General features: G+C 71.9%; 7 protein-coding genes and 2 pseudogenes. 4 read left to right on the top strand and 5 right to left on the bottom strand.

All coding sequences use genetic code 11. The annotated features are described in order from the left end of the window. The 5 genes and pseudogenes from BBH68_RS33725 to BBH68_RS33700 all read right to left on the bottom strand — a co-directional run. Nucleotides 1-597 (bottom strand): annotated as a pseudogene (locus BBH68_RS33725) (amino acid transporter); the annotation flags it as partial. Between the two features lie 419 nt (nt 598-1016). After that, a complete protein-coding gene (locus BBH68_RS33715) occupies nt 1017-2024 on the bottom strand; it encodes a hydroxyacid dehydrogenase (RefSeq protein ID WP_065967572.1) in 1008 nt (335 codons plus the stop codon). A 245-nt stretch (nt 2025-2269) separates the two neighbouring features. After that, the gene (locus BBH68_RS33710) at nt 2270-2587 is read right to left on the bottom strand and encodes a hypothetical protein (RefSeq protein WP_065967571.1); all 318 of its coding nucleotides are present in this window, start codon (nt 2585-2587) and stop codon (nt 2270-2272) included. 1 nt (nt 2588) lies between these two features. After that, nucleotides 2589-7421 (bottom strand): annotated as a pseudogene (locus BBH68_RS33705) (putative T7SS-secreted protein). A 154-nt stretch (nt 7422-7575) separates the two neighbouring features. Next, nucleotides 7576-9126 (bottom strand): Rieske 2Fe-2S domain-containing protein, encoded by a 1551-nt coding sequence (locus BBH68_RS33700; protein ID WP_065967570.1) that lies wholly within the window; start codon nt 9124-9126, stop codon nt 7576-7578. A 313-nt stretch (nt 9127-9439) separates the two neighbouring features. Between BBH68_RS33700 and BBH68_RS33695 the strand changes: the two genes are divergently transcribed. The 4 genes from BBH68_RS33695 to BBH68_RS33685 all read left to right on the top strand — a co-directional run. Beyond that, nucleotides 9440-10708 (top strand): sensor histidine kinase, encoded by a 1269-nt coding sequence (locus tag BBH68_RS33695; protein ID WP_065967569.1) that lies wholly within the window; start codon nt 9440-9442, stop codon nt 10706-10708. Further along, the gene (locus tag BBH68_RS33690; protein WP_065967568.1) at nt 10705-11379 is read left to right on the top strand and encodes a response regulator transcription factor; all 675 of its coding nucleotides are present in this window, start codon (nt 10705-10707) and stop codon (nt 11377-11379) included. The genes BBH68_RS33695 and BBH68_RS33690 overlap by 4 nt, the downstream gene beginning before the upstream one ends. Nucleotides 11380-11530: 151 nt before the next feature. Beyond that, a complete protein-coding gene (locus BBH68_RS41095) occupies nt 11531-11650 on the top strand; it encodes a lasso RiPP family leader peptide-containing protein (RefSeq protein ID WP_104531482.1) in 120 nt (39 codons plus the stop codon). 115 nt (nt 11651-11765) lie between these two features. Next, nucleotides 11766-13382: asparagine synthase-related protein (locus tag BBH68_RS33685; protein ID WP_065967567.1), on the top strand; the 1617-nt coding region annotated here is incomplete at its 3' end.

Below are 13382 nucleotides of genomic sequence, written 5' to 3'. Positions count from 1 at the left end.
GACCAGGACCACCGCCACCCCGATGGCCTCCGTGAAGCCCTTGAGGAAGACGGCGCCGAGGAGGGCGACCAGACCCAGGGTGATGATCACCTCGTGGCCGTGCAGGACGCCGGTGAAGTGGGGGTTCTCCACCAGGTGGGTGGAGGCGTCGGCGGCGGAGAGGGTGATGGTGATCAGGAAGTCGGTGGCGGCGAACCCGAGCAGCGTCAGGACGAACAGCTTGCCCTGCCAGAACGTCAGCAGCCGCTCCAGCATCGCGATGGATCCCTCGCCGTGCGGACTCTCCTGGGCGACGCGCCGGTAGACCGGCAGGGCGGCGGCCAGGGTGACGATCACCAGCACCAGGGTGGCGACGGGGGAGAGCAGCCCGGCGGCCAGGGCGGCGATGCCCGGCTGGTAGCCGAGGGTGGAGAAGTAGTCCACACCGGTCAGGCACATCACCCGCCACCACCGCTGCCCCCGGTGGACCTCCGCCTCGGGGGCGTGCGGTCCGGACGGCTGCTTGCCCAGGTCGGACAGGCCCTTGAGGAGCCACGTGCGGAAACGATTCTCCGCCGCCCCCTCGGGAGGGGCTTCCACATCGGTGGAGGTGGCCATGGTCGTGCTCCTGTCGCCTGGGTGAACCGAACGCGCCGCCCGAAGGCGGCCGGATCAGGGTAGACGTGCCCCCTACCGGTACCCCACGGCGGTGTGCTCTCACCTGCTGTGTCCCGCCCGCTACGCACGGGCGGGACACGCGCGCGGCGAGCGCGCCGTCACTCCGTGTCGGGCGCCAGGTACCAGATCTGGATCTCGGCGAGGTTGCAGCGCCCGTTGTGGCCGTCGTCGATCCAGCTCTCGGCGGCCAGGGTGTCGGTGTACGTGGCGGTGTCGCCGTCGAACGCCCGCCAGCCGTTGGACGCCCCCTGCTCATGGTCGGTCGTACGAACCAGTGGACCGAAGCTCGGGCAGGGAGAGGCGGCGTGAGGCCGTAGAGATCGATTGCTGAACGCGGGCGCGGACGAGGGCAGCCGGACTCAGGCGGCCCGTTCCAGCTCCGCCGGGTCCACCCGGTGGGACAGCGGCACCCCGGTCAGCAGCCGCTCCAACTCGCCCACCGCGGACAGCCCGAGCCGGCGCACCTCGTTGCCCTGCGACCCCGCCAGGTGCGGGGTGATGAAGACGCCCGGCAGGTCGAAGAGCGGGGAGTCGGCGGGCAGCGGCTCCGGTTCCGTGACGTCGAGCACGGCGCTGAGCCGCTCGGTGCGCACCTCCTCGACCAGTGCGTCGTGGTCGACCAGGCTGCCGCGTGCGGTGTTGATCAGCACCGCCCCGTCCCGCATCAGCGCGAGCTGGTCACGGCCGATCATGTGGTGGGTCTCGGGGATCGCGGGCGCGTGGATCGAGACGATGTCGCTGCGGCGGAGCAGCGCGTCCAGCGGCAGCAGCCTCACGCCGAGCGCGGCCGCCTCGGCCTCGCCGACGTACGGGTCGGCGAGCAACACCTCGAAGTCCAGCGGGCGCAGCAGCTCGATGACGCGGCGGCCGACCCTGGAGGCGCCCACGAGGCCGACCCGGCGCCCGAAGTTGCCGATGCCGGGGAGGATCTCGGCGACCGGGAAGGTGCGCAGCGAGCGGTAGCGCTCGCGGGCGGCGAAGAGGTCCTTGCCCGCCAGGATGATCATGCCGAGGGTGTACTCGGCGACCGGCAGCGCGTTGGCGTCCGCGGCGGACGAGACGACCAGCCCCCGCTCCCACCAGCCGGGGGCCATGATGCCCTTGACCGACCCCGCGGCGTGCAGCACGGCGCGCAGCCTGGGCGCGGCGTCGAGCACCGCCGCGTCGATCAGCGGGCAGCCCCAGCCGGTCAGCAGGATCTCGGCCCGGCCGAGGGCGCTGCGCACCCGGGGGTCCCGGAAGTCCTCGGCGACCAGGGAGGGATCGACCTCCACGGAGGCCCGCAGTCGCTCCAGCACCTCGGGGGGATAGACGCTGGGCAGGGTCTTCGTACTCATGGCGAACAACGCCAGGGGGCGCTCGGGCAAGGCAGGGGCCTCCGGTTCGGGAAGGGGATAGCAACCGGTCTCTACGCTATGGCCGCGCCAGCAGGGGGTCAATGTGCCGAACTGCCGGATCGATCAAAGCGAACGGTTGCCCCCGGCGGCCCGAAGGGTCCCCTGGGGATGGGCGGACAAGGTCCTTTGGGGGGTGGCCGGACAAGGCGAAGGGCCCGGCGTCGGCGGGGTGCCGACGCCGGGCCCTGGCGAGTGCTCCGGGGGCCGAGGCCGTCTCAGTCGAAGCCCTCGTGGAGGACACGATCCGCGCTCAGCCCCGATTCGGCCAGGAATTCCGTGAGCACCGCGCGCGGGTGCTCATCCCCCATGGCCGTGAGGATGTAGCCGGGGTGCGGGGCGTGCTCGGCCTCCCGCACCAGGGCCGCGAGCGTGCCGCTGTCGAGGGCGAAGGCGAAGGTGAACCAGTCGCCCAGGTCGTCCCGGGTGATCTCACGGGCGCCACAGCGGGCCTCCAGGCTCTCGGTGGTCACCTCGAGCTGGGCGACATACGCCTGGGGGGAGCCGTGGAACGCCGCTGCCTCGATGCGCCGCACGTCATCTCACCTCCGTGACGAAGACGGGGATGGAGGCGAAGTCCTCGCCGCCGTGGTGGACCCTACCCACCCCGGCCTCGCTGCCGAGTTCCCACGCCACATAGCCGGGCGGTGTCCTGTTCGCCGGCTTGGGCTCGACGGTGGTGTAGAACTCGAAGCTTCCGGGGCCGTGGTTGTCCGGAATGGGACCCCGGTGGGCCTGGACCATCTCCTCGCCTCCCCAGCGCGCTTCGCGGCCCCACAGCTGGCCCGACTCGATCACCATTTGCGTCACCTCGGGCGTCTGAGTCGGTGTGCCCCGCCGGTGGAACGGTCCGTACAGCTTGCTGACGCTTTCCATGGCGGGGTTGGGCGATTCCAGCATGAGGGGCTGCCGGGCGGCCGCAGGCTCCGGCTCCGGCGTCTGTGGAGCCGCGGAGTCCCTGCCGAGCAGGGACCGCAGACGCTCCCTCAGAGAGGGCTTGCACGGCGTGAGGCCGTGGGGGTCGGCCCAGGTGTGGGGGTTGTGGACGTAGGTGGCGGGGTTGGGGGCGGGGGCGAGGCCGAGGGGGTCGGGGGTGGTGTAGCGGGCGGTTTCGGGGTCGTAGTAGCGGTGGTGGTTGTAGTGGAGGCCGGTTTCCGGGTCGTCGTACTGGCCGGGGAAGCGGAGCGGCGTGTAGGTGGTGCTGTCGGCGGTCCAGGTGGTGGTGCCCCACAGGGTGGTGCGGGCGCGCCAGGCGATGTCGCCGGTCTCGTCGACGAGGTGGGTGGGGGTGCCGATGAGGTCGGTGACGATGGCGAAGAAGCGTCGGTCGATCTCGCGCCGGGTGGTGGTGTCGGTGATCCGCTCCGTCTGGGCGACCGGGTGCAGGCCCTGGTGGTCCCAGGTGAGGGTGACGGGCCGGGGGAGGCCGGTCGTCGTGGTGGTCTGTTCGACGAGGGTGGGGCCGTCCCAGATGAAGTCGGTCTGCTCGACGACCGTTTCGCCGTCGTGGGCGAGGCGTTGTTTGGCGGTGCGGCGGCCGAGGGGGTCGTACAGGTAGCGCCACACCGTGCCGTCGGGGGTGGTGACGGACGTGAGGTGGTCTTCGGCGTCCCAGGTGTAGCGCCAGGTGTCGGGCTTCGCCGAGAGGTGGGTCTTCCGGCGGAGGGTGAGGCGGCCGGCGTCGTCGTGTTCGTAGCGCGTGCGTCCGGCGCGGGTGATGCGGGTGCCGGTGTAGGCCCGGTCTCCCGTCGTATCGGCTCCGGGGTGTGGCTCGGGCCAGGTGGCGTGGGTCTGGTTGCCGGCCTCGTCGTAGGCGTAGGTCTCGGTCCAGCCCTCGGCGCGGACGGTGGTGACGCGGCCCGCCGTGTCGAGGGTGAAGGTCCGGGGGCCGGTGTGGTGGTCGTCGATGCCGGTGAGGTGGCCGTCGGGACGGTAGGTGTACGTGCGGTGGTGGAGGGGGTCGGCGGCCGCCGGGCCGGTGAGGGCGTGGTCGGCGGCCGCCTGGCCGGTGAGGGTCTGGGCGGTGAGCCGGCCGAGGGGGTCCCAGGCGGTGGCGAGGGTGAGGGTGTCGTCGATGTGGCGGGTGGTCTCGCGGCCCGTGGCGTCGTGGTCGAAGGCGAGGGTGTGGCCGGAGGCGGTGAGGGTGGTGCGGTTGCCCGCCGGGTCGTAGGCGTAGGTGGTGGTGGCGCCCGTGGGGGTGGTGCGGCGGACCCGGCGGCCCAGCGCGTCGTAGGCGTGGGTGAGGACCCGGCCGTCCACCATCTCGGACTTGACGCGGCCCATGCGGTCCCGCTGGTAGACCACCTCCGCGTCCGGCCCCGTGGCGGTGGCCAGACGCCCGGCCGCGTCGTAGGTGAAGGTGGTCGCCTGGCCGTCGGCGGTCTTGCGGACGGTGCGGCCCAGCGCGTCCCGCTCGAACTGGATGGTCTGGCCGAGCGGGTTGGTGCGGGCGGTGAGCCGTCCGGCCGCGTCGTGGGCGTACGTGTGGGTGCGGCCGTCGAAGTCGGTCTCGGCCACCAGGCGGCCCGCCGGATCGTATTCATAGGACCAGGTCAGGCCCTGGGGGTTGGTGACCTGGGTCAGCCGCAGCGCGCTGTCGTGGGTGAACTCGTAGCGCAGGCCGTCGGGGCCGGTGCGGGCGGCGAGCAGGTCGAAGTGGGTGTACTCGTAGGTGGTGGTCGCGCCGAGCGGGCCGGTGTGGCTGGTGCAGTTGCCCTCGCCGTCGTACGTCCACGACTCCCGGCTGCCGTCCGGGTAGGTACGGGTGGCGAGCTTGCCCTCCACCGTCCACTCCAGCCGGGTGATGTGGCCGAGCGGGTCGGTGACGGTGATCGGGCGGCCGAAGGGGTCGCGCTCGTAGCGGGTGGTGGCGCCCAGCGGGTCGGTGATCTCGACGGGCAGGCCCGCCGCGTCACACCGTATGCGGGTGGTCTCGCCCAGCGGGTTGGTGACGCCGGCCAGGTGTCCGTGGGTGTCGTAGGTGTAGTGGGTGGTGTGGCCGGCGGGGTCGGTCAGGCTGGTGCGGTGGCCGGTCTCGTCCCAGGTCTGGTGCCAGGCGGTTCCGTCCGGGCCGGTCACGGTCAGCGGCAGGCCCCAGGCGTTGTAGGTGGCCGCCGCTCGCAGGCCGTCGGGGCGGGTGACGGTGACCAGATGGCCGTGGGTGTCGTCGGTGTAGTGGGTGGTGTGCCCCAGGGGGTCGGTGCGGGTCACCAGCCGGCCCTGGCGGTCGTAGGAGCTGCGGGTGGTGTGGCCCAGCGGGTCGGTCTCGGCGACGATCCGGCAGGCCTGGTCGACGAGATAGCGGCTGGTGTGGCCCTCGGGGGTGGTGACCGTGGTGACCCGGTGACCACTCGCCCCGTCGGCGTCCAGGTAGTCGATGCGGACGGCTATGTGGCCCGCCTCGCCGCCTTCGGCGATGCAGCGGTCGCGGTTGTCGTAGACCTAGCCGTAGCGGCGCTGGTTGGTGTCGGTCCAGGAGATGACCCGGCGCTCGTCGTCGTATTCGAACCGCAGCGGCAGACCGGAGGAGTTGACGACCTCGGTGAGGTTGCCGTCGGTGTAGCCGTAGCGGACGATCTCCTGGTCGGAGCCGTCGGGCGCGCCACCGGCCAGGTGCAGGGCGGTGATCCGGCCGTCCTGGGTGGTCAGCTTCAGGTGGTAGCCGCCGGAGTGGACGATGCTCAGCGGGGCGCCGTCGCTGTCGTAGTCGAAGCTGATGACGTGACCGCTGCGGTCCGTGATCCGGTCCGCACGCGCGACCCCGTCACCCCTGTTCCGCGGGCCGGTGAAGTGAAGGACACGGCCACTGGCGGGGTCGGTGAGGGTGTAGTCGCCGTCGGGGTCCCGTTCCAGCGGCCACCTCGGGCCCGTCTCGGGGAGGGTGGGCAGGCCGGGGGCCGGGTGCGGATAGGGCAGCAGCAGCCCGTCCTCGCTGATGAACACCACGCCCTCGGCGTCGATCTCCAGCCGCTGGTCGGCCGTGCTCGACCACGACGGGCCGAACCAGCCCCCTGCCGTATAGCCGGACTCCACCCGGCGGCGGAACACCAGCGGCAGATCACCGGGCAGGGCCACGTCCGTCTGCGGCAGGAACATCTTGCCCGTCGCCAGATCCACCGGATCGGTGCCCTTGCAGGTCTTCCGGGCGTCCTCCCGCGCGAACGGGTGCCGCCCCTCCTTGCGCAGCGCCGCCCGCGCCGCGTCCTCTCCGGCCCGGGTCGCCCGCGCGGCCTCCGTCCCGCGCCGGGCGTACGAGGCGGCCGTCAGGCCCTCCCGGGCCACGCCGAGTCCCTTGGTGCCGATCAGTTCGGGCACCAGTCGGCCCAGCCCCTCGCCGGGGTCCTTGGCGAAGGCGTCGAGCATGTTCTTGCCCGCGCCCATCGGGTCGTTGGCCAGCGTGACCAGACCCGCCGCCGTACTGTTCAGATTCGTCACATACTCGGCTGGATGGGTCAGGTTGTACGGGTCCAGGGGGTTGAGCTGACGCGCGAAGTTGACCAGCCCAGCCGTCCCCTTGACCACCCCGCCGGCGAAGTGGTCCAGATCCAGTGACAGGCCGTCCAGCCCGTCCTTGACCTGCTCGCTGTAGGAGGGCTTGGGCGGGGCCGCGTCCCGCGCCTGCTCCACCGCCCTGCGCGCCGTCTCCTCCGCCTTGTTCCGCTGCCGCCGCGCCTCGTCCAGGATCTCCTGCGCGGCCTTGGCCTTCGCCGGGCCCGGGTCGTGGAAGGCCCCCGGCTTCTTCGGCTCGGGCCCCGGGTCCTTGCCGTCCTTGACGGCGGCGTTGTAGGTGTCGGCCGCCGTGTTGTACGCCTCCACCTTCGCGTTGGGCGCGGACCGCGCCTCCTCCGACGCCTTCTTCGCCGCCTTGTACGCCTCGACCGCCTCTGCCGCCTGGCCCTGTGCCCACTCCACGGTGCCGGCGAAGCCCTCCAGGGCCGCCGCGGCCTTCTCGCAGGCGTCGGCCGCCTTGAACCACTTCTGCGGTTCGACGGACACCTTCTCGCGGAAGGTGTCCGCGCTCTGACCCTTCAGATGGGAGGCGTCCAGTCCCTTCAGCCCCTTGCCGACCTGGTCGAACGCCTTCTGGAAGTCGCGCAGGTGGGTGGCCGTGGACCGCAGCTTGCCCGCGCTGCCGAAGACCAGTTTCCTCGAGTCCTCGGTCTCGTCCAGCCGCATCTCGGCCACGTCGGCGCCCAGGGCGTTGGCCGCGGAGCGGGACTTGTCGCGGACCCAGTCGGCCCCGCTCTCCCAGCCGACCTTGTCCAGGCCCTCCGCGGTCTTGTTCCCCAGCCACTCGACACCGTCCCCGACGGCCTACGTGCCCGACTCCACCGCGTCGTCGAGCCAGTCGGGCGTCAGATCCCACCCCATCAGCGTCTGTCTCCCTGCCCCGGGGCCTTGCCCAGACTTACGAACAACATGCGTGCTATGCGATCTTGTGCACCGTACAACACGGTGTACCGCCGCTTACGACGCGGAATGGGCTGGTCCGGGTTCCCTTGGTCACACGCTGATTCGTCAGGCCTCAGCCATCGGCCGGTGCCGTGCGCTCCGCCCGGATGTCGTGGCCGTCCGCGGTCAGACAGCGGCCGGTGGACAGGTCGTAGCGCCAGCCGTGGAGGGTGCAGGTGAGCTGGTCGCCCTCGATCTGCCCGAACCGGCCGAGGTCCGCGCGCAGGTGGGGGCAGCGCCGCTGGATGCGCCAGCCGTCCAGCTCGATCTGCTGGCCGTCGTCGTGGCACGAGTCGTAGTAGTTCTCCACGTACTCGATGCGTTCACTCGACAGGCACTTGAAGAACACGTACAGGAATTCGTTGTACGGCCCGATCCGGCTGGCGGTGAACCGCAGGGACAGCAGCAGGCTGTTGGACCAGTCGACCTCGCGCCGGGCGATGTTGGTGGCCACCAGGTCGCCCGTGGTGGAGATCGTGTAGCGGCAGCGCTCACCGTCCCACCGGCGGACCTGGCGCGCCGGGAAGTCGATCACGATCGGGGTGTCGTCGACATCCAGCCGGGCCGGGCCGCCGACCCCGTCGCAGATCCGGTCGGCGCGCGCCAGCAGCGGTTCCCACCACTGCTTCAGCTCGGCCAGCAGGCGCTCGGGCGGCAGCGCCGGGGCCCGCGAGGCGCGCTCGGCGGCGAGCGCGGGCTGCTGTCTGCGGGCGAACTCGCGCAGGTACTCGCGCTTGTTCTCGAAGATGTGGTCGATCTCCTTGGCGGTGTAGCGGTGGGTGAGCTTGCACCCGGCGCCCTGCGGTTCGGCGACGGTGCCCGGCAGCAGCAGATGCGCCGAGGTCTCCGGCCGCGCCTCGGCGAGCTCCGCCAGGAACTCCCGCTGGTCGACGAAGATGCTCTCCCCGTCCCGGCCGGTGCCGTTGAACTCGAACAGGTCCTCGTCGAGGAAGCAGGGCGGGCCGGCGTTGGGGAACACGTGCTTGGCGTCGACGGCGTCGATGTAGCGCATCGCCCGCTCGGACTGCCCCTCGCGCTTGCGCGCGGCGAACTCCCGCTTCGCGCTGTCCGGCAGCCGGTAGACCATGGGCCACCAGATCGCCCCGGAGAACTGCAGGAAGTGCGCGTCCACCTCGCCGAACGCCCGGATCGAGGGGATGTCCAGCGGGTGGGCGTCGTTCTGGTTGAGCAGCACCGTCGCCCCGTCGTCCAGCGACAGCGCGGAGTCGCCGATGGGGCCGTCGCCGGGGCCGGTGAGGGCGGTGATCATGATGCGCAGGCCGTCCCGCTCGACCGGGACACCGCTGCGGGTGTGCAGGAAGCGGGTGAAGCCGAGCGCGCGCAGCTCGCACTCCAACTCGTCGGTGGCGAAGGCGGGAAGCAGCACGGTGAGGTTCTTGCGCACATTGCGGCGCAGGTTCTCGGCGTCGAAGTGGTCCCGGTGCAGATGCGATACGTACAGGTAGTCCGCCGCTTGTCCGTAGTGGGCCCAGTCCAGGTCCGTGTTGTCGGGGAACGGGAACCATGACCCGAAGAAGGCCGGGTTGACCCAGGGGTCGCACAGCACCGATCCGGCAGCGGTCTCGATGAACAGTCCAGCATGCCCAAGTCCGGTCACACGCATAGCACAGCACCTCAGCCCGGCTCCGTAGGTCACCCGCCCCCCCGTCGTGGAGGGGCCGGCGCGTCATGTTTTTCACTGTGTGCGGGTTTCCGGGCGCGTGCACCCGCAGCGCCGGCGTCCCCGGACACCGAGAAACGCGGAGGGCCAGGCCAGGGCGGGTGGCCGGGGCGTGGTTTCGCCTGGTCGCCCGTCGCCCGGTTGCCGTAGCGACGGTGTCCGCGCCCCCGCCGCACCGCGTACTCCACGGGGAGTAGCCGCGGCCACCGCCTCCGGCCGACGCCGCCGCGCCGGGGGGCGGGCTAGCGTGGCGGGTATGCGTGAATTCCCCCGGGGACCGCACCCCTGGACCGGGCAGGCCGCCGCCCTGCCGTGGCGCTCAGCCCTGCCCTGGCGCTCCTCCCTGGCCCTGGCGGTGGTGCAGCTGGTCGGGACCCAGGCCGCCGCGCACAGCCAGCCCGAGCGGGTCGGCCTCGGCCTCCTCGGCCGCGCCCTGCTGGTGGCCGGGCCCGCGCTGCTGCTGGCGCGCCACCGCCACCCGCGGCTCGCGGTCCTCGGCACGGCGGCGGTCACCGCGCTCTACCTCGGCGCCGGATATCCCTACGGCCCCGTCTTCCTCAGCCTCGTCGTCGCCTGCTTCGCCGCCGTCGCCGCCGGGCGGCGGGTGGCCGCCTGGAGCGCGCTCGCCGGGCTGTGGGCCGTCCATCTGCTCATCGCCCACTGGCTCCACCGATGGCTGCCGCCGGCCGGGGACGGCCCCGCCGCCTGGGGGCCGGAGGCGGCCGTCGCGGCCTGGGCGGTGGCGATCGTCGCCGCGTCCGAGCTGGTGCGCGTACGGCGGGAGCAGTGGGCCCGCGAGCGCGCCGAGCGGGAGGCGGCCGAGCGACGCCGGGCCGACGAGGAGCGCCTGCGCATCGCCCGCGAACTGCACGACGTGCTCGCCCACAGCATCTCGGTCATCAACGTCCAGGCGGGTGTCGGCCTCGCCCTCCTCGACCAGGACCCCGAGCAGGCCCGCACCGCCCTGACCACCATCAAGGCGGCCGGCAAGGAGGCGCTGGGCGAGGTCCGCCAGGTCCTGGACACCCTCCGGGCCCCCGGCGCCGCACCCCGCTCGCCCGCCCCGGGCCTGGACCGGCTGGCCGAGCTGACCGGGCAGGCCCGTGACGCGGGCCTCGCGGTGACCGTCGAGACGGAGGGCGTACGGACCGCCCTGCCACCCGGCGCCGACCTCGCCGCCTTCCGCATCGTCCAGGAGGCCCTGACCAACGTCGTGCGCCACTCCGGCTCGCGCACCGCCCGCGTCCTGCTGCGCTACGCCCCGGGCGCGCTGGAGCTGCGGGTCGACGACGACGGCCCGGCGACCGCCGACGGCATGACCCGGGGCATGACCGGCGGGAACGGCCTGGCCGGCATGCGGGAGCGGGCCGCGGCGCTCGGCGGCACGGTGGCGGCCGGGCCGCGCCCGGACGGCGGCTTCCGGGTTCACGCCCGGCTTCCGCTCGCCGCGGCTACGGTGACGGGAACACCGCCGGGGACGCCCCGCCAGCCGCCTCCCGGCGAAGCGACCAGGGAGGCCCCTTGATCCGCGTACTGCTCGCCGACGACCAGGTGCTGGTCCGGGCCGGCTTCCGCGCCCTGCTCGACGCCCAGCCGGACATCGAGGTGGTCGGCGAGGCGGCCGACGGCGAGCAGGCCTCGCGCCAGGTACGCGACGTGCGCCCCGACGTCGTCCTGATGGACATCCGCATGCCACTGCTCGACGGACTCGCCGCCACCCGCCTGATCACCGAGGACCCCGGGCTCGGCGAGGTGAAGGTGGTCATCCTGACCACCTTCGAACTCGACGAGTACGTCTTCGAGGCGATCCGCTCCGGCGCCTCCGGCTTCCTGGTCAAGGACACCGAGCCCGAGGAACTGCTGCGCGCCGTACGGGCGGTCGTCGCGGGCGACGCGCTGCTGTCGCCCGGCGTCACCCGGCGGCTCATCGCCGAGTTCGCCGCCCGCTCGAAGGAGCCCGCCCCCGCCGCCGCACTCGCGGAGCTGACCGAGCGGGAGCGGGAGGTGATGGCGCTGGTGGGGCTCGGGCTGTCGAACGAGGAGATCGCCCGGAGGCTGGTCGTCAGCCCGCTCACCGCCAAGACCCACGTCAGCCGCACCATGGTCAAACTGGGCGCCCGCGACCGAGCCCAACTCGTCGTCCTGGCCTATGAATCGGGCCTGGTCCGCCCGGGCTGGCTCGGCCCCGCCGGGTGAGCGCCCGCCGCCCGCGGCCGTGCGTGAATCGTCAACAAGCCTGCGCGGACCGACAAGGACGGCCGCTGTCGCACTCAGCATCCTGAATGACGAACACCGAACAGCTCTCACGAGCTGTTTCCGAGTCCGTTCACGAAGGAGCTGAGAAAACATGGACGCGAAGACGCACTACGAGGCCCCCGCGCTGTTCGAGATCGGCGGATTCTCCGAGAAGACCCGTTGGGTCAACGTGGGATGGCTCTACGACTTCTTCGGCACGTTCGGCGGCTGATCGCCCTGTCCGCGGTCCGGTCGTCGGTTGCCCTGTTCCGGCCGCCGACGACCGGGCCGCGGCACCGACCGCCCGGCATCCGACACGGACCACCCGACACCGTTGGGAGCCATTCATGAAGTTCGTCGTTCTGCCAGACCACCCCGCCGCGGACGAGGTGAGCGCCCGGCTCCCCGAGGAGTACCGGAAGAACACGCTCTACCACCACTCCGGCCGTCCCTGGCTGGTGGGGAGCTGGAACCCGGGCGCCGCCCTCTGCGTCGAGGCCGGTCCGTCGAAGATCGTGCTCTTGGGCGCCGCGCACAGCACGGAACCCGAACTCCTGGTCCAGCTCGAAAAGGTCCGCACGGTCCGGGAGCTGGGAAGGATCGTGGAACGGACCGCGGGCTCTTTCCACCTGGTCGCTTCCATCGACGGATTCGTCAGGGCGCAAGGCAGCCTTTCCGGCGCCCGGGAGCTCTTCTCCACATCGATCGCCGGTATCACGATCGCGGCGAACCGGATATCCGCGCTGGGCGAGCTGCGGCGGCTGACCCTGGCCGAGGAGCAGCTCGCGATGCATCTGCTCGCGTTCGCACCGCCGTGGCCTTTGAGCGAGCGCAGCGTGTGGCGGGAGGTCGACCCCCTGCCCTTCGCGCACTACCTGTGCCTTGGGCCCGACGGAACAGCCGAGCAGATCCGGTGGTGGACCCCTCCGGCGCCGGAGCTCCCGGTCGATGTGGCCGCCCCCGAGTTCCGAAGGGCGCTGGTCGCGGCGGTCGCGGCACGGGCGGGCACATCGGCGGCCATCGGTGCTGATCTCTCCGGCGGGATGGACTCGACGAGCCTTTGTTTTCTCGCCGCCGGGCAGGGCGGTCGGCTGGTGACCGTACGACGCCGGATGATGGACCCGATGAACTGCGACGACCCCGTCGCCGACCGGGCCGCGGCGGATCTGCCCGGCGCCGAGCACATCGTGCTCGACAGCGACACGGCAGCACCGTACTACGACTCGCCGGACCGCGACGATCTCGCGATGGACGAACCACCGCCCTTCATCGCCATGACGAGCCACATGGAGCACATCGCCCGGATCATGGCTTCGCGCGGTGTCACCATGCACCTTCAGGGCCATGGCAGCGATGAGCTGGCAGCGACCGGAACGACCTATGCCAACGCCATGGCCCAGCGGAGTCCGATCAGAGCCCTGGGCATGGTCCGTGCGATGCGCGCCCGGCGACGCTGGTCCCTCGGCACGACCCTGCGCGTCGTCCGGCCCTTTCCGCCGTACGCCGAGTGGCTGCGCCGATCGGCCGACGAACTGCTCTCTCCTCCGAGCATCGAGTCGGAAGTGGGGTGGGAGCCCGCCCCGCAGCTTCCTCCCTGGGCTTCCCGGGAGGCCGCGGCACTGGTCCAGGACGTGATGCGCCGTACGGCGGCGGCGGACCCCCCACCGATGTCGTCGACCCCCACGCAACACGAGATACTGCGCTGTATCCGCTTGAACGGTTGCATTGTTCGCTTCGCGAACACGCTCGGGGAGCGTTTCGGCGTGAGTTTCGAAGCTCCTTTTCTGGATGATCGAGTCGTGGAGACGGCGCTGTCCGTCCGGCTGGCGGACCGGTATGTGGCCGGCCGCCACAAACCCGTCCTGGCGGCCGCATTGCGGGGGACGGTGCCGGATTACGTCCTCGACCGGACCACCAAGAGCCATTTCACGATGGACGTCTATACCGGTCGGAAGCCTTCCCAA

This window comes from Streptomyces sparsogenes, assembly GCF_001704635.1.
Taxonomy (GTDB): domain Bacteria; phylum Actinomycetota; class Actinomycetes; order Streptomycetales; family Streptomycetaceae; genus Streptomyces; species Streptomyces sparsogenes.
Note: the sequence above shows the minus strand (reverse complement) of the source record. Positions and strands in the feature narration are given on the sequence as shown.